Below are 19,331 nucleotides of genomic sequence, written 5' to 3' on the forward strand. Positions count from 1 at the left end.
GGTGGCCGTTTGCTTTGGCGGGGCCACCTAGATATTGCATTTCATGCAACTTGCCTTGGCGTTTTCGCATTTGAATTCGGCTTGATCGAACACCAATTGCTTCCCCATGCGATGGGCGCGCCGGGCTCCCTCTCCATCCCGGCCTTCTCGCCCTGGCGAGACCATCGCCCGGCAGCCGCCAGCCGAACACGGCCCGGTTGCCCGCCTGCCGGATCAGGCCCGATCGGCGAGCTTTCCCCCCGGCTCGCGATCCCGCCGATCCCCGCCCGCGCCTCGCGCCGGCGTGCAGCGAAAGAGACGCGGCCACCCTCCTCCCCCCCCTGAAACGGTGGCCGCGTCTCACGCCGCCCCGCGCGGCCGGAGACGCCGGAGACGCCGGAGACCAGGCGCCGCGTGATTGCATTTTCCGATTGCGGTGATGAATTATTTTCAGTCTCAAGAGAGATTGAAAATTGCGCGTGGCTTTCTAGATTATGTGGCGACCCGGGCGATCCTCCCCTCTCTCTCCCCCCTTGGTCGCCCGGGTTTCCTCCCAAGCACAACAGAACAGGGAAGCCCAAGCATGAACATGATCGGCGAAAGGGCGCTTGCCCTGGTGCTGGCGCTGGCTGCCAGCGGCACCGCGTTCAACACCTTTATCGTGTAACACCAAGGCGCGATGAGCCTCGTTCATCGGGCCTTGGTCAAGCCCGTGCGGCGCTTGAGCATGTCCAGCGCGTGATGCGTCAGCATCTCAGCGCGCTGGCACGTAGGCGCCGGGCGCAAGGCGCCCTCTCCATGGCGGCCCGGCCTCTCGCGCCGAGGGGCCGGGCCGTGCCACATCTCTCGCCCCGCACTCGCCCCCCGCGCGCGTGCTTGCGGGCCTATTGGACCCCGCCCAATTGCGCCGCCTTCTCGCGCAGGCTGGTCTTGAGCAGCTTGCCGATATGGCTGCGCGGCATCTCCTCGATCGCATGCAGCGCGGCGAGCCGCTGGGTCTTGCCCAGCCGGGCATTGACCGCGGCGAGGATGCTGGCCGTATCGGCGGCGCCCTCCTCGAGCACCACGAAGCCCACCGGGCTTTCCCCCCAGCGGCGCGAGGGCACGCCCACCACCGCCGCCTCGCGCACCCCCGGTTCCTTGACCAGCTCGGCCTCGAGATCGCTGGGATAGATGTTGAAGCCGCCCGAGATGATCATGTCCTTGGCGCGGCCGACCAGTTCGACAAAGCCATCCGCATCCACCCGGCCGATATCGCCCATGCGCATCCACACCTCGCCGGTGGCAGGGTCGATCCACTGGGCTTCGGCGGTCTTGTCGGGGCGGTTGTTGTAGCCGCTCATCATGGTGAGGCTGCGCCCGACGAGGTGGCCGGGGGTGCCGGGGGGCACTTCGCGGTCCTCGTCATCGAGCACCTTGAGTTCGCTCCCCGGCGCGGGCCGGCCGACGGTGTGGAGCTTGTCGGGAAACTCGTGGGCCGCGAGCAGGCACACCACGCCGCCCTCAGTCATCGAATAGATCTCGATCAGGCCCCCCGGCATGCGGCGCAGCACCTCGCGCTTCAATGCGGCGGAAAAGGGCGCCGAGGTGCAATATTTGAGCCTGAGGCTCGACAGGTCGAAATCGTCAAAGCCGGGAAAATCCATCAGCCGCTGGTATTGCACCGGCACCAGCATGGTGATGGTGGTGCGATCGGCCTCGGCGTGTTCGAGCCAGCGCGCGCAATCGAACTTGCCCATCACGCGCACGCAGCCCCCCGCCAGCAGCACCGGTAGGAAGGCGACCATGGTGGTGTTGGAATAGAGCGGGGTCGAGGCGAGCGAGCGCACCTCCATCCCGGCGTTGAGATAGCTGAGCGCGGTTGCCGCAAATTGCCGCCAGCGCATCAGGTGCGAATGGACAATGCCCTTAGGCGTGCCGGTGGTGCCCGAGGAATAGATGATGTTGAAAGGGTCTTTCGGCTCGGGGGTGAAGGCGGGCGCGCGGGCGCCGGGCGGGGCCATCCATTGCTCGATGTGCTCGAGCGGCACGCGGACGAGATCGGCCATGAAATCGGGGCCGAGTTCGGCCGCCTTGGCGGCATCGATGAACAGGTGGATGGCGCCCGAATCGCGCGCCATGCCCTCCAACTGTTCGCGGCTGGCGCTGGTGGTGAGCGGGGCGGCCACGCCCCCGGCGCGCACCGCGGCGAGGAACGCAAGCGCATATTCGACGCTGGACGTGCCGAGGATCGCCACCGATTGCCCGCGCTGAAGGCCCGTCTCCACCAGCCGTGCCGCGAGCCGCTCGACCAGACCGACCAGTTCCGCCCAGTAAACGTCGCGCTTGTCATCGCGCAGGGCAAGCTCGTCCCCCTTGATGCGTGACCATTCCATCAGGATTTCGGGGAAGGAGCCGAAGGGCTCTGAAAGGCGGGCGATCATCGTCTCGTGGCTCATGGAGCGCATCCATAACCGCGGCGCGCGCGCGCGCAAGGCGATTGCCAGCCGGCGCGCTCACGTGGCAGGAGCGGGGGCAGGACAAGAGGGAGCGAGGCGATGATCGGCACACGGGCGGCAATCGCGCTGATAGCGGCGCTGGCGGTGCTGGCGGCCGGGCCGGCGGCGGCAAGAGGAGAGGCAGGAGCGCAGGCGCCCGCCGCAGCGACTGCGCGCGCCGTGCCCGGGCGCGTGACCGTGGTGCTTGCCCATCCCGATGACGAACTGACCATGGCCCCGGCGCTCGCCGCCCTCGCGCGGGAGGGCGCGCGGGTCGAGCTCGCCTATGCCACGCTCGGCGATGCCGGGCCGGGGGTTTCGGGCCTGGCGCCGGGCAAGGCCTTGGGCGAGGCGCGTTACCGCGAGGCGCTGTGCGCCGCCGCGGCGCTGGGTGCAGGCTCGGTTGCCAGCCTCGATCGCGGCGATGGCAGGCTCGGGATCGCCGCGCACCAGCCGGGCAGCCCGGCGCGGGCGCTGCGCGATGATCTTGCCGCCTGGCTCGGCGAGACCGATCTCATCCTCACCTGGGGGCCGGATGGCGGCTATGGCCATGCCGATCACCGCATGGTGAGCGCGATCATCACTGAGATCGTCCAGGCCCTGCCCGCCGCGCGCCGCGCGCGCCTGCTCTATGTCGCCATTCCCGCAGGCCGTCTGCCCCCGGTGCCCGAGATGGCGCCATGGGCGACCACCGATCCCGCGCTCCTGACCGAGACGATCGCCTATACCCCTGCCGATCTCGAGGCGGCCAGGGCTGCCGCCATGTGCCACGCCACCCAGTTCGACGCCGCCACGCGCGCGGGGATGATGGCGCTGCTTGATGCCACCATGTGGCAAGGCAAGGTGCATTTCCGCCCGGCCTTCTAGGCCCCCGCGCGCAAGGCCCCTGCCACTGGTGGAAAAGCCGCGACCGGCCCCGATGCGCGGTTGGGTTTCGCGGCGCGAGCGCCTATATGATCGGCATGAGCGAAACCACCCATTCGACCCCCGAAAAACGCCCCAAGGCCAGCGCATATGGCGCGGAATCGATCAAGGTTCTGAAGGGCCTCGATGCGGTGCGCAAGCGCCCGGGGATGTATATCGGCGACACCGATGACGGCTCGGGCCTGCACCACATGGTGTTCGAGGTCTCCGACAATGCCATCGACGAGGCGCTGGCCGGGCATTGCGACCTGGTGCTGATCGAACTCAATCCCGATGGCAGCGTCAGCGTGGAGGACAATGGCCGCGGCATCCCCACCGACATCCACCCCGAAGAAGGCGTCTCGGCGGCCGAGGTGATCATGACCCAGCTGCACGCCGGCGGCAAGTTCGAGAACACCTCGGACGACAATGCCTACAAGGTTTCCGGCGGGCTGCACGGCGTCGGTGTCTCGGTGGTCAATGCCCTGTCGGAATGGCTGGAGCTGACCATCTGGCGCGAGGGCAAGGAGCACTGGATGCGCTTTGAACACGGCGATCCGGTCGCGCCCTTGAAGGTGGTGGGCGAGGCCCCCCTGGTGGCGCAGGGCGGCGATGCCATGGGCCGCAAGAAGGGCACGCGCGTCACCTTCAAGGCCAGCGGCGAGACCTTCAAGAACGTCACCGAGTTCGATTTCGACAAGCTCGAGCACCGCTACCGCGAGCTTGCCTTCCTCAATTCCGGGGTGCGCATCCTGCTGCGCGACAAGCGCCATGCCGAGCATCTCGAGCACGATCTCTATTACGAGGGCGGGATCGCCGCCTTCGTCAAATGGCTCGATCGCAACAAGCAGCCGCTCATTGCCGAGCCGATTTCGGTCTCGGCCGAAAGGGACGGGATCGGCATCGATGTCGCGCTCGAATGGAACGATTCCTATTACGAGAACGTGCTCGCCTTCACCAACAACATCCCCCAGCGCGATGGCGGCACGCACCTTGCCGCCTTCCGCGCCGCGCTCACCCGCACGCTCAACGCCTATGCCGAGCGCTCGGGGATGCTCAAGAAGGAGAAGGTGAGCCTTTCGGGCGAGGACATGCGCGAAGGGCTTACCGCGATCGTCTCGGTCAAGCTGCCCGATCCCAAGTTCTCGAGCCAGACCAAGGACAAGCTGGTTTCCTCCGAAGTGCGCCAGCCGCTCGAATCGCTGATGAGCGACAAGATGAGCGAATGGCTCGAGGAAAACCCCGCCGAGGCCCGGGCGATCATCCAGAAGGTGATCGATGCCGCCGCCGCGCGCGAGGCCGCCCGGCGCGCGCGCGAGATGAGCCGCAAGGGGGCGATGAGCATTGCCTCGCTGCCCGGCAAGCTCGCCGATTGCCAGGAGCGCGATCCGGCCAAGTCCGAGCTGTTCCTGGTCGAGGGCGATTCGGCGGGCGGCAGCGCCAAGCAGGGGCGCGATCGCAAGACGCAGGCGATCCTGCCCTTGAAGGGCAAGATCCTCAATGTCGAGCGCGCCCGGTTCGACCGGATCATCTCCTCCAAGGAAGTGGGCACCCTGATCCAGGCGCTGGGCACCGGCATCCGCGACGAGTTCAACCTTGAAAAGCTGCGCTATCACAAGATCATCATCATGACCGACGCGGATGTGGACGGCGCCCATATCCGCACGCTGCTCCTGACCTTCTTTCACCGCCAGATGCCCGAGATCATCCGCGCCGGGCACCTGTTCATCGCCCAGCCGCCGCTCTACAAGGTCTCCAAGGGCAGGAGCGAGGTCTATCTCAAGGATCAGGCCGCGCTCGATCGCTACCTCGTTGAGGCCGGGCTGCAGGGGCGGGTGCTGGAAACTGCTGGCGGCACCCGCGCGGCCGAGGATCTGCGCGCGCTGGTCGATGCGGCGCTCAGGCTCAAGAACCTGCTCGCCTTCGTTCCGCGCCGCTATGACAGCGCGATCGTCGAACAGATGGCGCTGAGCGGCGCGCTCGCCCCCGGGCTCTCGGGCGCGGCGCTGGCAGAGGCGCTGGCGCGCACCGCCGCGCGGCTGGGCGCGGGCGATGGCGAAGCGCGCTGGAGCGCGGCGCTCTTGCCCGATGGCACGGCCCTGTTCGAGCGGGTCTGGCGCGGGGTCACCGACAGGCACGAGGTCGACGCGCGCTTCCTTGCCAGCACCGAGGCGCTCAAGCTCGATGCGCTCGCCGCCGCCCAGGCCGAGGCCTATGCCACCCCGGTGCGGCTGGTGCGCGCGGGCGCCGGGGCCGAGGAGCGCGACAGCGAGCCTGCCGCCGAGGCGCCGGGCGCGCTTGCCGGCGAGGAGGAGGCCGCGCCGCAGCCGGCGACGGCACTTCCCGATGCGATCAGCCGCCCGACCCAGCTGCTCGAGGCGATCTTCGCCGCCGGGCGCAAGGGCCTGTCGATCCAGCGCTACAAGGGCCTGGGCGAGATGAATGCCGAGCAATTGTGGGAAACCACGCTCGATCCCGCCAACCGCGCGCTGCTCCAGGTCAAGGTCGAGGATGGCGATGTCACCGACGAGATCTTCACCCGCCTGATGGGCGATATCGTCGAGCCGCGGCGCGCCTTCATCCAGGACAATGCCCTCAATGTCGCCAATCTCGATGTGTGATCGCCCGATGCCGGTTCGCCGCGCCGCTGCGCCCCCCCGCTGACGCTTCGCAGAAAGCCCCCGCCATGGCCCACCTGCCCCAGCGCACCGCCGATCTGCAGCACGCAAGCTTTCTCTTGATCCTGGCCGTCGTCAGCCTGCTGATGGCGGTGATCATCTGGCCCTTTGCCCAGCCGCTGCTGTGGGCGGGGTTGGCGGCGATCATGTTCCAGCCGCTCTACCGCGCGGTGCTCAAGCGCCTGCGCGGCAAGCGCAACCCGGCCGCGGTGCTGAGCCTGTTCATCATCTTCTTTGCGGTGATGGTGCCGGCGCTGTGGCTCGCCACGCTGGTGGCGCAGGAAGCGATCGCGCTGGTCGCGCGGCTCCAGCAGCAGCCGCTCGATCTTGCCGGCCTGTTCAACCGCGTCCATGACATGCTGCCCGAGGTCGCGCGCGATGCCATCGACCGCAGCGGCTGGGGCGATGTCGCCATGGTGCAGACCCGCCTCCAGGAGCTGCTGACCCAGAGCGCCGGGATGATTGCGAGCCAGGCGGTCTCGATCGGCAGCGGGGCGCTGAGCTTTCTCCTCTCCTTTGGCGTCGCGCTCTACGTCATGTTCTTCCTCTTGCGCGATGGCGAGCGGATCGGGCGCACGGTGCTGTGCGCGGTGCCGGTGGAGCGCGCGATCGCCGATCGCCTTGCCGAGCGTTTCCTCGGGATCGTGCGCGCCACGATCAAGGGCACCGGGGTGGTGGCGATCGTGCAGGGCGCGCTCGGCACGCTCACGCTCACCATCGCCGGGGTGCCCTCGGCGCTGCTGCTCGGGGTGGTGATGGGGGTCTTCGCGCTGGTGCCGGTGATCGGCTCGGGCGCGGTGTGGGTGCCGGCGGGGCTGTGGCTGCTGATTTCGGGCGCGACCTGGCAGGGGCTGTTCGTGCTCTTCGTCGGCTTTTTCATCATCTCCTCGGCCGACAATGTGCTGCGCCCGATCCTGGTGGGGCGAGACACCGGCATTCCCGACTGGATCATCCTCATCACCACGCTGGGGGGGATCAGCCTCGTCGGCTTTTCCGGCATCGTGCTCGGCCCGCTGGTGGCCGGGCTGTTCCTCGCCAGCTGGTCGATCCTGCGCGAACAGCGCGAGGCCGACGCGGAGAGTGCGCGCAGCGGCGGGATCAGGGTCGATGCCTCGGGCCACGTGCCCGACGAGGCCGAAGCGGCTGACGCAGGCTAGGGTGTGCTGCCGCGCGTCACCCCCGGCAGCCAGAGCGAGGCCGTAGGTCGGCTGGCGCTGGCGGCGCTGGTGGTGGTGCTGCTGCCGGCGCTGCCCTTCGGCACCTTCCTTGCCTATCCCTTCCTCATCCTCACCACCTGGTTCCACGAGATGGGCCATGGCCTTGCCGCCATGGCGCTGGGGCAGGATTTTGAGCGGCTGATGATCTTTGCGAGCGGCTCGGGCGTGGCGCAATATCGCGTGGTGGAAGGCACCTCGCCGCTGGTGCTTGCCGCGATCGCCGCGGGCGGGCCGCTGGCGCCGAGCCTGGTGGGCGCGGGGCTGATCGTGGCGAGCGCCCATCCGCGCGCCTTTCGGGCGGTGCTGTGGCTGGTGAGCGCGGCGATCCTGGCGAGCACCATCATCTGGGTGCGCGCCCCGGTGGGCTATGCGGTGCTGCCGCTACTTGCCGCCTTCCTCGCGCTCGTGGCCTGGCGCGCCCGGCCCGCGGTGCTGCGCTTCACGCTCCAGTTCCTGGGCGTGCTCGCCGCGCTCAGCATGCTGCGCGATGCGGGCTATCTCCTGAGCGCGCGCGCGGTGATCGATGGCAAGACCTTCCTATCCGACACCGGGCAGATCGCCGCAGGCCTGGGCCTGCCGCACTGGCTGTGGGCGGGGCTGATCTTGGGTGTCGGCGGCCTCATCACCGGCGTGGCGCTGCGCTATGCCCTGGCCGAGCACCGCCTGCGCCCGCCGCCGCCGCGGCGCCCGGCCAATGTGCTCCAGTTCCGTGCGCGGCGGCGGCGCTGATGCAAGTGGCAGTGCCGCCCGCCGCCGCGGCGCGCTAAGATGCGTGGCGATGGACAGCACCGAGATTGCCGACCGGCTCGCCATTGCCGAAACGCTCGCGCTCTATTGCCGCGGCATCGATCGCTGCGATCCCGACCAGCTCGCCGCCGCCTTCACCCCCGAGGCGGTGATCGATTATGGCGATGGCGCCCGCCGAGTGGCCGAGGCGATCCCGGCGCTGATGGCAGGGCTCAGGGCGATGCGCCTCACCCAGCACAATATCTCGAACACGATCATGCGCATCAGCGGCAAGACCGCGCGGGCCGAGACCCACTGCGTCGCGCTCCACATCATGCCCGGCGCTGGCGGCGAGGGCGAGATCGAGGTGGTGGTGGGCGGGCGCTATCTTGATCGGCTGGAACAGCGCGGCGGGCGCTGGCTGATTGCCGAGCGGCTCTATGTGATGGACTGGAACAGCACCCGCCCGGCCAGCATGGCGACCTCAGGCGGGCTGTTTGAGGGCCTCAGGCGCCGCGGCGCGCGGGGCGAGGCCGATCCCGCGGCAGCCTGGTGGGCCGCGGCGGGGGAAGGGTGAAGACCGGCGCTGCCGCCTGTGCTTGCGGGCGCCTCGGGCTTCAGGAAGCAACCTTGAGTGTGTTCATGCCGCCCGCCTCGCTCCCGGCCTCGCCCGAAAGCCCGATGAACATGGTATCGACGATCCGCGCCAGCTTGTGCTCGGTGAGCTTGTCGCCGAGATAGATCAGCGCATCGGGCAGGGTGTAGTTGGAGATCATCTGGTTGATGAGCGAAAGCGCCTCGTCGATCTCGAGGCCCGCAAAGAAGCCTTCGGCCTGGGCCTCGGCGATCAGCTCGCACAGGTAGTGATCCGCCAGATCGACATAGGAGCGCACCCGCTCGAAATTGGCGGCGCCCATCTCGCACAGCACGGTGAAGAACTGCGGGTCTTCGCGGAAGCGCTCGCGCGAGATGACGAAGCGGCGGCGGAAGAACTCATACATCTTGCGCGGCGGGGGCAGGTGCGAGGCCAGCACCTCCTCCATCACCGCCAGATGCGGGGCGAGCCAGAGCTGGGCCACCGCATCGAACAGGTCGTCATAATCGGCAAACAGCGCCTCGAACCGGGCGCGGGTCAGCCCGCTTTCGGCCATGGCGACGCTCCAGGGCACCTCGGCGCCGCGCTCCTTGACGAGATCGAGCACCAGCCGCGCGATCCGCTCGCGCTCGGCTTGCCGGGCCGTTTCGCTAAGTGCCATCGCGCCTGTGCCTCCTTGCTCCGCGGCCAACATAGGCGATGCCGGCCCGCCCCGAAAGGGCCGCTGGTCGATTTGTGTGCGGCGCAGCAAGGAAAAGCGCATGTGCCCTTGACGGTCAGGCGCGCCTTTCGTTCCGCGGCGGCAGCGGGAAAAAGGCCGAGGTGCGGCGCTTGTAGGCGGCATAGGCCTCGCCCTTGGAGCGATCGAGCCCCTTTTCGAGCAGCGTCACTCCCGACCACCTGGTGAGCGTGAAGCTGAGGAACAACGGCCCGATCACTGTGGCGGCAGCATATTCCCACCCGGTCGCCGCGCAGGCGAGCCAGATGCCCCACCAGGCGCAGAAATCGCCGAAATAATTGGGGTGGCGGGTATAGCGCCACAGCCCGGTGTCGAGCACCTTGCCGTGATTGGCGGGCTCGGCCTTGAAGCGGGCCAGCTGCCAGTCGCCCACCCATTCGAAGAACACGCCCACACCCCACAGCGCAAGGCCCGCCCAGGCGAGCGGCGGGATCGGCGAAGGCTGGGGGCTGGCGAGGATGCCGACCTGCGCCGGGCTCGAGACGGCAAACAGCAGCACCGCCTGCATCAGCCACACCCGGGTGAGCGCGGCTTGCGCAAAGCGGCCGGCCTCGCGGTCCTTCTTGAGGATCATCCTGTAGCGCTTGTCCTCGCCCTCGCGGCGCCAGCGCAGGAACAGGTAGATGCCGAGGCGAAAGCCCCAGGCCGCGGTCATCGCCATGATGAGCGTGGCAAGCGCCCCCGGCCCGCCCGGCACGTGGAGCCAGCTTGCCACCGCAAGGATTCCCATGCCTGCCCCCCAGAAGGCATCGATGAAGGACACATCGTTGATCCTCACGCTGATCGCCCAGAGGATCAGCACCAGCACCAGCAGGATTGCGGCGTTGAGGGCAAGCAGTTCAAACATCGTTCTTTCCGGCAATGATGTCGCGGGCCTGTTGTTCAAGCACCCTGAAACGCTCGTAATCGGGGAGCTTGGAGCGGAACCATTGGGCGAGCTTCAAGAGATCCTCGCCATAATTGCCGCTCGGCCACAGCGGTTCCCCAAAGCTGAGGATGCGCCGGGCATTGTCGGCAAAGGCGGGCACGATCGGCACCCCGGCGGCACGGGCGATGTGGTAGAAGCCCGATTTCCACTTGCCATCGCTCCGGCGCGTGCCTTCGACCGCGACGACCAGTGCGAGGCGATCGCGCCGGGCGAATTCGGCGGCGACCTGATCGACATAATTGGCGCTTGTGCGCCGATCGATGGGAATGCCGCCCATATCGTGCATGAAGCGCGTCATCGGCCATGTGAACAGCGTGTGCTTGCCCATGAAATTGGGCAGGATGCCCTGTTCATGGGTGGCACCGGTGAAGAACACGAAATCCCAGTTGGAGGTGTGCGGCGCCCCGGCGATGACATATTTTTTCAGGTGCTGCGGCAGCGGGCTTTCGATCTTCCAGCCCATCAGGCGGTAGATCCAAAGGATGATCCGCCGCACCAGGCGCGACAAAAGCGAGGGCTTGCGCGCGGGCGCAGAGGTGATCGGTGCATTCAAGCGGTGCGCCCCTCCCAAAGGCGGGTTCGTTGTGGCCTAACACGTCCCAGCTACGCAAGGGGGCGCAGGAAGGATTAATCTTCCTCGAGCAAACCCGGGGAGGAACCTACATCCTGAACACCCCAAACGCCGCCCGCTCAGGGATCGGCGCTTCGAGGCAGGCGGCAAAGGCCAGCCCCAGCACGTCGCGGGTCTGCACCGGGTCGATCACCCCGTCGTCCCACAGGCGGGCGGTGGCGTAGTAGGGGTTGCCTTCGTCCTCATACTTTTGGCGGATGGGCGCCTTGAAGGCCTCGGCCTGTTCGGGTGTCCACCTCTCGGCATCGCGGTGGACGGTGGCAAGCACGCTCGCCGCCTGTTCGCCCCCCATCACCGAGATGCGGGCATTGGGCCAGGTGAACAGGAAGCGCGGCGAATAGGCGCGCCCGCACATGCCATAATTGCCCGCGCCGAAGCTCCCGCCGATGATCACCGTCACCTTGGGCACGGTGGCGGTGGCCACCGCCGTCACCAGCTTCGCCCCGTGCTTGGCGATGCCTTCGGCCTCGTATTTCCCGCCGACCATGAAGCCGGAGATGTTCTGCAGGAACAGGAGCGGAATGCGGCGCTGGCAGGCAAGCTCGATGAAATGCGCGCCCTTCTGCGCGCTTTCGGAAAAGAGCACGCCATTATTGGCGAGGATCGCCACCGGCATCCCCCAGATATGGGCAAAGCCGCAGACGAGGGTGGTGCCGTAATGCGCCTTGAACTCGTGGAACTCGCTGCCGTCCACCAGCCGCGCGATCACTTCCTTCACATCATAGGGCGCGCGCACGTCCTCGGGGATGAGGGCGTAGAGGTCTTGCGGATCATATTTGGGCGGGCGCGGGTCCTTCACCGCCACGTCCTTCGCCGCCCCGGTATTCGCGCCCAAGTGGCTGACGATATCGCGCACGATGGTAAGCGCGTGCTCGTCATTCTCGGCCAAGTGATCGACCACGCCGGACTTCCTGGCGTGCAAGTCACCGCCGCCGAGGTCCTCGGCGCTGATCTCCTCGCCCGTCGCCGCCTTCACCAGCGGCGGGCCGGCAAGGAAGATGGTGCCCTGATTGCGGACGATCACGGTCTCATCGGACATGGCGGGCACATAAGCCCCGCCCGCGGTGCAACTGCCCATCACGCAGGCGATCTGGGGGATGCCCGCTGCGCTCATGTTGGCCTGATTGAAGAAGATGCGCCCGAAGTGGTCGCGGTCGGGGAAGACCTCGGCCTGATGCGGCAGGTTCGCCCCGCCACTATCCACCAGATAGATGCAGGGCAGGCGGTTTTCGGCCGCGATTTCCTGCGCGCGCAGGTGCTTCTTCACCGTCATCGGGTAATAGGTGCCGCCCTTCACCGTCGCATCATTGCACACGATCATGCACTGCCGGCCCGCAACGCGCCCCACCCCGCAAATGATCGAGGCGCCGTTCACATCGCCCTCATACATGCCATAGGCGGCAAGCTGGCCGATCTCGAGGAAGGGCGAACCCGGATCGAGCAGCCGCTCGACCCGCTCGCGCGGGAGCAGCTTGCCGCGCGCCACATGCCGTTCGCGGTGCTTTTCCGGTCCGCCGAGCGCGGCTTCGGCCACCCGCGCGCGCAGTTGCTGGGCGAGCGCGTGGTTATGGGCAAAGCGCGCCTTGGCCTCGGGCGCCTCGCGGTCGAGCCGGGTGGGAAGGACGGGGGCGCTCATCGCCTCACCCCGCCGCCCCGATCAGCTCACGCCCGATCAGCATCCGGCGGATCTCGTTCGTCCCTGCGCCGATATCGAGCAGCTTGGCATCGCGCAGGTAGCGCTCGACCGGCCAGTCGGTGGTATAGCCCGCCCCGCCCAGCGCCTGCACGCTTTCGGCGGCGACCTTGAAGGCGTTTTCCGACGCAAGCAGGATCACCCCCGCCGCATCGAAGCGCGTCGTCTGCCCGGCGTCACACGCCTTGGCCACGGCATAGGTATAGGCGCGGGCCGATTGCAGCGCGACATACATGTCGGCGACCTTGGCCTGCATCAATTGGAAGCTGCCGATGGGTTTGCCGAACTGCTTCCTCTCGCGCACATAGGGAATGACCGTGTCGAGGCAGGCCTGCATGATCCCCAATTGCAATCCGGCGAGCACCACGCGCTCGTAATCGAGCCCGCTCATCAGCACGCCCACCCCGCCGTTCACCGGGCCCATCACGCGCTCTTCAGGCAGGAAGCAATCGGTGAACACCAGCTCGGCGGTGGGCGAGCCCTTCATCCCCATCTTGGAGATCTTCTGGCCGATGGCAAAGCCTTGATCGCCCTTCTCGACGATGAAGGCGGTGATGCCGCGGCTGCCGGCATGGCCATCGGTCTTGGCATAGACCACCAGCACATCGGCCTCAGGCGCGTTGGTGATCCAGAACTTGGTGCCGTTGAGGACATAGCCGCCCTGAACCGCATCGGCCTTGAGTTTCATCGAAACGACGTCGCTGCCCGCGCCCGCCTCGGACATGGCGAGGCTGCCGACGTGTTCGCCGCTGATGAGCTTGGGGAGATACCTGGCCTTCTGTTCGTCATTCCCCCAGCGGCGGATCTGGTTCAGGCACAGGTTGGAATGGGCGCCGTAGCTGAGCCCCACGCTGGCCGAAGCGCGGCTCACTTCCTCGACCGCGATCACGTGTTCGAGATAGCCAAGGCCCAGCCCGCCCCATTCCTCCTCCACGGTGATGCCGTGGAGGCCAAGCGCGCCCATGGCCGGCCACAATTCGCGTGGGAAGCGGTCCTCGCGGTCGGTGCGCTCCGCCAGTGGGGCGATCCGTTCATCTGCAAAGCGCGCCGCGCTTTCACGGATCATCGCCGCGGCTTCGCCGAGCTGGAAATCGAATTCGGGGGTGGCGCGCATTTTATGTCCTGCCAGCGAAATCTTTGTTCTGCCTCAGCGCATAGCAAGGCGCGCGGGCAAGGCCAACCGGCGAGAGGGGCGAGAGGCGTGGCGCCGCGCGGGCAAGCGGGCTAAGCCGGGGGGATGGAGACAAGCCCCGTGCCGCTGCTGTGCCTCGAGGAGGTGGTGTGCCGCTTCGGCGCGCAGGAGGCGGTGCGTTCTGTCAGCCTGTCGATCGCGGCGGGCAGCTTCGTGGCGCTGGTGGGGGCCTCGGGCTCGGGCAAGACCACGCTGCTCAAGACCGTCAATGCCCTGATCCGCCCGGCCGCGGGCCGGGTGCTGCTTGCCGGGGAGGATGTCACCCGCCTGCCGCCCGCGCGCCTGCGCCGCCGGGTGGGCTATGTGTTCCAGGGCATCGGCCTCTTTCCCCACATGACCGTGGCCCAGAACATCGCCATCGGCCCGCGCCTTGCCGGCGAGCGCCTGCCGCCAGAGCGCATCGCCCGATTGCTCGAACTGGTCGAACTCGATCCCGCGTTTGCCCGGCGGATGCCCGATCAGCTTTCGGGCGGGCAGCGCCAGCGGGTCGGCGTCGCCCGCGCGCTCGCGGGCGGGCCGGAGATGCTGCTCATGGACGAGCCTTTCGGCGCGCTCGATCCCGTCACCCGCGACAGTCTGGGGCGCAAGGTGCGCGATCTGCACGAGAGCCTCGGGCTGACCACGGTGATGGTGACCCACGACATGGCCGAGGCGCTGCTGCTCGCGGATCGGGTGCTGGTGATGGAGCGGGGCGCTCTGGTGGCCGACGAGAGCCCGCGCGCGCTCCTTGCCGGGGCGGGGGGCGCGGCGGCGCAGGCGCTGGTCGCCGTGCCGCGCCAGCAAGCCGCGCGGCTGGCGGCGCTGGAGGACGGGAGATGAGCGCCATCGCCGCGCTGCTCCCGGCGCTGATGCCCAAGCTTGCGGCCCACGTGCTCATTTCGGCAAGCGCGATCGGCCTTGCCATCCTCATCGCCCTGCCGCTTGCGGTCTGGGCCAGCCGCTCAAGGCTGGTGGCGCGCCTCGCGCTCGGGTTTGCCAGCCTGGTGCAGACCATCCCCGCGCTCGCGCTGCTCGCGCTGTTCTTCCCGCTGCTCCTGTCGCTGCGCGGACTGTTTGGCGAAGGCGTGCCGACGCTCGGCTTCCTGCCGGCGCTGATGGCGCTCACGCTCTATGCCCTGCTGCCGATCCTCAGGAACGCGGTGACCGCGCGCGCCCGGCTCGATCCCGGGGTGCTCGAGGCGGCCGACGGGGTGGGGATGACCGGCTGGCAAAAACTGGTGCTGGTCGAGGCGCCGCTCGCCGCCCCCTTCATCATGGCCGGGATCCGCACCGCCAGCGTCTGGACCATCGGCGCGGCAACCCTTGCCAGCACCATCGGCCAGCCGAGCCTGGGCGATCCGATCTTTGCGGGCCTGCAAACCCAGAACTGGGCGCTGGTGCTGGCCGGGTGCCTGTTGAGCGCTGGCATCGCGCTGGTCGCCGATGGCCTCATCGGGCTGATCGAGGCGGGGCTTGCCCGGCGCAAGCCCTGGCTCACCGGGGCGGGGATCGGAGCGGTGGCGCTCGGCATCTGCGCCGCGCTGGCCGCCCAAGGGGCCGCGCGCCAAGAACGCCCGATCGTGATCGCCGCCAAGCAGTTTTCCGAGCAATATATCCTTGCCCGGCTGATCGGCGCGCGGCTCGAGGCGGCGGGCCTTCGGGTCGAATACCGCGATGGCCTCGGCAGCGCGGTGGTGCATTCCGCGCTCGCCAGTTCGGCGATCGACATATCGGTCGATTACACCGGCACGATCTGGGCCAATTACCTGAAGCGCAGCGACAATCCCGGGCGCGAGGAGGTCTATCGCACGATCCGCGCCTGGGAGGCCGAGACCCACGGCATACGGGTGCTCGGGCGATTGGGGTTCGAGAACGCCTATGCCTTTGCGATGCGCCCCGATCGCGCCCGCGCGCTGGGGGTGGCGCGCCTCGATGATCTGGCGCGGGTGGCGCCGCAGCTGGTGATCGGCGGCGATCCCGAATTCTTCGAGCGGCCCGAATGGCGCGCGGTGCGCGACGCCTATGGCCTCTCCTTCCGCCAGAGCCGCAATTTCGCGCCCACCTTCATGTATGATGCGCTCGCCTCGGGCGAGGCCGACGTGATCAGCGCCTATACCTCGGACGGGCGGATCGCTGCCGATGGACTGGTGGTGCTCGCCGATCCGAGGCAGGCGCTGCCGAGCTACGAGGCGCTGTTGATGCTGAGCCCGCGGATCGCGCGTGATGAGCGGGTGGAGCGCGCGCTCGCCCCGCTGGTGGGGGCGATCAGCGTCGAGGCGATGCGCGCGGCCAATTACGCGGTTGATCGCAAGGACGGCGCCAAGCTCACCCCGGCCGAGGCGGCGGCCGAGCTGGCGCGCGCGGCCGGGCTCTAGCGCGCCCGCGTCCACACCTGGGTCTGGCACAGGGGGCCAAGGCACCCCTTGACCTCGAGCGTGCCGGGGGCGCTGCGGCGCACCTCGGCGGCATAGCTGCGCCCGGTCTTGGGATCGTAGATCTGCCCGCGCCACACCGCGCCATCGGGATTGAGCCCGGTGAGGATCGCGGTGCCGATCAGCCGGCGGCTGCGCAGCGCCGGATCGGGGTTGTTGACATCGCGCTGGTCATCCCCGCCGGCAGGCGCGATGAGGAAGCGCGCGATCCGCCCGCACAGCGCCTTGCCGCAGCGTGCGATGGCCACCACGGCGTTGCGCTCGGCGGTGATCCAGCGCCCGGTGATCGGCTCCTTCGCCGCCGCGGGACTCGCCGGTGCCAGGAGCGCCATGCCGAGCGCCAGCAGCGCCATGCGATTGCTTTGCCTCATCCCCGTGCCTCCTGCGTCTCAGGCAAATCCCACCCCGAAGGGCCAGCGCCGCCCGCACAGCCCCAGCACCTTGAACAGGGTGCCCATCTCGCTGTCCTTGACCAGCCGGTCATACTGGCGCTGGAGCGTGGCGCGCGCCTGCGGGTTGCGCCGTTGCAGCGCCTCGAGCCGGGTGTCGATCCCCATCTGCCGCAGCCATTCGCCCTGTTCCTGCAGGCCCATCACCTCGGCCCCGTGCGCGACGGCGACCGCCTGGAGCAGCTCGAAATCGACATGGGCGGTCAGATCAGCCTCGCCCGGATGGGCGAAGATATCGACCCGCTGGTGCGCCTTCAACGCCTGCAGAGTGGAGCCGGCGCGCAGCTCGCGCGCCCCGTAGTCGATGATCAGCGCCGCGCCGCCCTGTTCCTTCAGGCGCCGGGCGATCTCGGCCATCAGCGCGGCAGCGGCCGGGCTGGTCTCGATCATCGTGCCCTGCGCGGCGCGGCGCCAGCTCGGCGGGACGAGGTGATCCATGCGCTCGGCCCCGGCCTTGAAGACGAAGTTCTCGCCCTCCAGCCCCACCAGCCGCTCGAACCAGCCATCGGCGCTGCGCACCAGCTGGTGCACCGGCAGGGCATCGAAGAACTCGTTGGCGACGATGAGCAGCGGGGCATCCTCGGGCAGGGTGGAAAGATCGTGGTGGTGGTGGCAGGCGGGGAAGGCCTCGCGCTGGAGCCGCCGCAGCGCCGGCGAGGTCTCGACGAAATGGATCTGCGGGGCAAAGCCATAGCGACCGGCGCTGCCGAGCGCGTCCCTGGCGAGCGTGCCGCGCCCCGGGCCAAGCTCGACATAGTGGATGTGCTTGCGGCTCTTCATCCGCACCCACAGGTCAGCCAGCCACAGGCCGATGAGTTCGCCGAACATCTGGCTGATCTCGGGCGCGGTGATGAAGTCGCCCTCGGCGCCGAGCGGATCGCGGCTGGCATAGTAGCGCGCGTTGCTTTCGCCCATGAATTGGGCCAGGCTGATCGGGCCGGCCTCGCGGATGAGGCGCCTGAGGCTCTCGCCGACATCGCGCGTGGCGCGCGCGGCAAGCTCGGCCTCGCGTTCGGCCGCCTGCCTTGCGGCTTCGGCTGCGGCGTCCTCGGCGGCGCGGCGGGCCTGTTCCTCGGCCTCGCGGCGCGCGGCCTCTGCGGCCTCGGCGCGGGCGCGTTCCTCGGCAGCGCGCGCTTCTGCTGCGCGGCGGGCGGCCTCCTCGGCTTCCTGCTTTTGCCGCGCTTCCTCGGCAGCGCGCGCCTCAGCCGCGCGCCGGGCGGCCTCGCGGGCTGCGGCCTTGGCCTTGGCCTCGGCCTCGCGGCGGGCCTTCTCCTCGGCGGCCTTGCGCGCCCTGGCCTCGGCTTCGGCCCTGGCCCTGGCTTCGGCCTCGGCCTTGGCGCGCGCCTCGGCGGCGGCTTCCGCGCGGCGCCGTTCTTCCTCGGCGGCGCGTGCCCTGGCGGCGGCTTCGGCCTCCTTGCGCGCGCGCGCCTCGGCTTCGCGGCGCGCCTTGGCCTCGGCCGCGGCCTTGGCCTTGGCCGCAGCCTCTGCCGCGCGCCGGGCGCGCTGTTCGGCAAGGGCGCGCTCCTTGGCCTCCTTGCGCTGGCGTGCTTCCTCGGCGGCCCGTGCGCGCGCCTCGGCGGCGGCGCGTGCCGCAGCCTCTGCCGCGGCCTCCTTGCGCGCCCGTTCGGCGGCGATCGCCTGCGCGCGCGCCTCGCGCTCGGCCCGGGCGCGCGCGGCGGCCTCGGCCTTGTCTGCCTCGCGCGCGGCGGGCGCCGGGGCGGGCGCCGCGGGCGTCTCAGCCGGCGGGTCGATCAGCCTGAGCGCGCTGCGCCACGCGCGCGCGCCCTCGTTCAGGCGCGCGCCTGCGGGCCCGCCGTCAGCGGCTTGCTGCGCAGCGCGTAGAGCACGACAATCAATCCAGTCAGGATCAGCGGAATGGTCAGCCATTGGCCCATCGATAGCCCGGTGCGCGCGGCAAAGTCAGCCAATTGTGCATCGGGTTCGCGGAAAAATTCGTTGATGAAGCGCGCCGTGCCAATGCTCAGGGTGAACACGCCGGCGAGCAGCCCGGGGCGATAGCGCGCCCCGGTCTTCCAGAACAGCAGCAGCATGATGACCAGCATCGCCAGCCCTTCCAGCCCCGCCTGGTAAAGCTGGCTGGGGTGGCGCGGCAGATCGCCCGCGCCGGGGAACACGATGGCCCAGGGCACATCGCTCACCCGGCCCCACAGCTCGCCATTGACGAAATTGGCGAGCCGCCCGAGCAGCATCCCCATCGGCACGCCGACGCTGACATAATCGACCACGCGGATGAAATTGAGCCGGTCGCGCCAGGCGACATAGGCCATCGCCAGCGTCACCCCAATGAGCCCGCCGTGGAAGCTCATCCCCCCGTCCCACAGGCGCAGCAATTGCCACTTGATCAGCCCCTCGCCCGAAAAATCGGTAAAGGCGCTGGGGATGCCCGTCTCCCCCCCGGTGTAAAAGGCGGCATAGCCCAGCCGCCCGCCGATGATCACCCCGAGCGTGCAGTAGAAGAACAGGTCATCGACATGGCGCTGCGCCATCGGGGCGCCGGGCTGGCGGATCATCTTCGAGGTGTGCCAATAGGCAAAGATCACCCCGAACAGATAGGCCAGCGAATAGAACCTCAGGGTGAAAAAGCCGAGGTCGATGCCCCGCACCAGGCCCAGATCGGCAAAGTGGATCGGATCGGCACCGCCGCTTGCGGCGAGTAGTGACAGCACGGAGCGAACCTCTTATTGACAATGAT

The 19,331-nt window shown here is 68.7% G+C and carries 17 protein-coding genes; 8 read left to right on the plus strand and 9 right to left on the minus strand.

Features of this window, described 5'->3' with window-relative positions:
* Window positions 1–397: 397 nt before the first annotated feature.
* Window positions 398–646: a hypothetical protein gene (locus G524_RS16830; RefSeq protein ID WP_156894059.1), complete on the plus strand. Its 249-nt coding sequence runs from the start codon at window positions 398–400 to the stop codon at window positions 644–646.
* A gap of 217 nt (window positions 647–863) precedes the next feature.
* Here the strand turns inward: G524_RS16830 and G524_RS0109040 are convergent, their stop codons facing one another.
* A complete protein-coding gene (locus G524_RS0109040; RefSeq protein WP_051221052.1) occupies window positions 864–2,426 on the minus strand; it encodes a class I adenylate-forming enzyme family protein in 1,563 nt (520 codons plus the stop codon).
* 90 nt (window positions 2,427–2,516) lie between these two features.
* On the opposite strand from G524_RS0109040, the gene G524_RS16310 reads away from it, so the two are divergent.
* The 5 genes from G524_RS16310 (at window position 2,517) to G524_RS15450 (ending at window position 8,557) form a co-directional block, all read left to right on the plus strand.
* Window positions 2,517–3,323, plus strand: coding sequence for a PIG-L family deacetylase (locus G524_RS16310; protein WP_051221054.1), 807 nt, complete (start codon window positions 2,517–2,519; stop codon window positions 3,321–3,323).
* Window positions 3,324–3,418: 95 nt separating this feature from the next.
* Window positions 3,419–5,980, plus strand: coding sequence for a DNA topoisomerase (ATP-hydrolyzing) subunit B (gyrB, locus tag G524_RS0109050; protein WP_027443431.1), 2,562 nt, complete (start codon window positions 3,419–3,421; stop codon window positions 5,978–5,980).
* Window positions 5,981–6,045: 65 nt separating this feature from the next.
* Window positions 6,046–7,194: an AI-2E family transporter gene (locus tag G524_RS0109055; RefSeq protein ID WP_027443432.1), complete on the plus strand. Its 1,149-nt coding sequence runs from the start codon at window positions 6,046–6,048 to the stop codon at window positions 7,192–7,194.
* A 3-nt stretch (window positions 7,195–7,197) separates the two neighbouring features.
* Entirely contained in the window at window positions 7,198–7,983 is a 786-nt protein-coding gene (locus G524_RS15445; protein WP_036857695.1) for a M50 family metallopeptidase, read from the plus strand.
* 49 nt (window positions 7,984–8,032) lie between these two features.
* Window positions 8,033–8,557, plus strand: a complete 525-nt coding sequence (locus G524_RS15450) for a nuclear transport factor 2 family protein (RefSeq protein WP_169447841.1) — start codon at window positions 8,033–8,035, stop codon at window positions 8,555–8,557.
* Between the two features lie 40 nt (window positions 8,558–8,597).
* Here G524_RS15450 and G524_RS0109070 read toward each other — a convergent pair whose 3' ends face one another.
* The 5 genes from G524_RS0109070 to G524_RS0109090 form a co-directional block, all read right to left on the minus strand.
* Complete coding sequence (locus G524_RS0109070; RefSeq protein ID WP_027443433.1) at window positions 8,598–9,236, minus strand: hypothetical protein; 639 nt, start codon at window positions 9,234–9,236, stop codon at window positions 8,598–8,600.
* Window positions 9,237–9,351: 115 nt separating this feature from the next.
* Window positions 9,352–10,161 (minus strand): DUF1295 domain-containing protein, encoded by an 810-nt coding sequence (locus tag G524_RS0109075; RefSeq protein ID WP_027443434.1) that lies wholly within the window; start codon window positions 10,159–10,161, stop codon window positions 9,352–9,354.
* Window positions 10,154–10,795 carry a lysophospholipid acyltransferase family protein gene (locus tag G524_RS0109080; RefSeq protein WP_245561334.1) on the minus strand — a complete coding sequence of 214 codons (642 nt, stop codon included), beginning with the start codon at window positions 10,793–10,795 and terminating at the stop codon, window positions 10,154–10,156. Before G524_RS0109080 ends, G524_RS0109075 begins: the two co-directional genes overlap by 8 nt.
* A gap of 106 nt (window positions 10,796–10,901) precedes the next feature.
* Window positions 10,902–12,509, minus strand: coding sequence for a carboxyl transferase domain-containing protein (locus tag G524_RS0109085; protein ID WP_027443436.1), 1,608 nt, complete (start codon window positions 12,507–12,509; stop codon window positions 10,902–10,904).
* 4 nt (window positions 12,510–12,513) lie between these two features.
* The gene (locus tag G524_RS0109090; RefSeq protein ID WP_027443437.1) at window positions 12,514–13,680 is read right to left on the minus strand and encodes an isovaleryl-CoA dehydrogenase; all 1,167 of its coding nucleotides are present in this window, start codon (window positions 13,678–13,680) and stop codon (window positions 12,514–12,516) included.
* A 123-nt stretch (window positions 13,681–13,803) separates the two neighbouring features.
* On the opposite strand from G524_RS0109090, the gene G524_RS0109095 reads away from it, so the two are divergent.
* Both G524_RS0109095 and G524_RS0109100 read left to right on the plus strand, forming a co-directional pair.
* Window positions 13,804–14,577, plus strand: coding sequence for an ATP-binding cassette domain-containing protein (locus G524_RS0109095; RefSeq protein WP_027443438.1), 774 nt, complete (start codon window positions 13,804–13,806; stop codon window positions 14,575–14,577).
* The gene (locus G524_RS0109100; protein ID WP_027443439.1) at window positions 14,574–16,112 is read left to right on the plus strand and encodes an ABC transporter permease/substrate-binding protein; all 1,539 of its coding nucleotides are present in this window, start codon (window positions 14,574–14,576) and stop codon (window positions 16,110–16,112) included. The genes G524_RS0109095 and G524_RS0109100 overlap by 4 nt, the downstream gene beginning before the upstream one ends.
* Here G524_RS0109100 and G524_RS0109105 read toward each other — a convergent pair.
* Genes G524_RS0109105 through lgt form a run of 3 tightly spaced genes read right to left on the minus strand, consistent with a single transcriptional unit; the run spans window position 16,109 to window position 19,305 of the window.
* Window positions 16,109–16,540 carry a DUF2147 domain-containing protein gene (locus tag G524_RS0109105; protein WP_036857696.1) on the minus strand — a complete coding sequence of 144 codons (432 nt, stop codon included), beginning with the start codon at window positions 16,538–16,540 and terminating at the stop codon, window positions 16,109–16,111. The genes G524_RS0109100 and G524_RS0109105 overlap by 4 nt on opposite strands.
* An 18-nt stretch (window positions 16,541–16,558) precedes the next feature.
* The gene (locus G524_RS17340) at window positions 16,559–18,505 is read right to left on the minus strand and encodes a class I SAM-dependent methyltransferase (protein ID WP_342662453.1); all 1,947 of its coding nucleotides are present in this window, start codon (window positions 18,503–18,505) and stop codon (window positions 16,559–16,561) included.
* Window positions 18,409–19,305, minus strand: coding sequence for a prolipoprotein diacylglyceryl transferase (gene lgt, locus G524_RS0109115; protein ID WP_027443442.1), 897 nt, complete (start codon window positions 19,303–19,305; stop codon window positions 18,409–18,411). The genes G524_RS17340 and lgt overlap by 97 nt, the downstream gene beginning before the upstream one ends.
* Between the last annotated feature and the right edge of the window lie 26 nt (window positions 19,306–19,331).

Origin of the sequence: Erythrobacter cryptus DSM 12079 (assembly GCF_000422985.1) — a bacterium.
Taxonomy (GTDB): Bacteria; Pseudomonadota; Alphaproteobacteria; order Sphingomonadales; family Sphingomonadaceae; genus Erythrobacter; species Erythrobacter cryptus.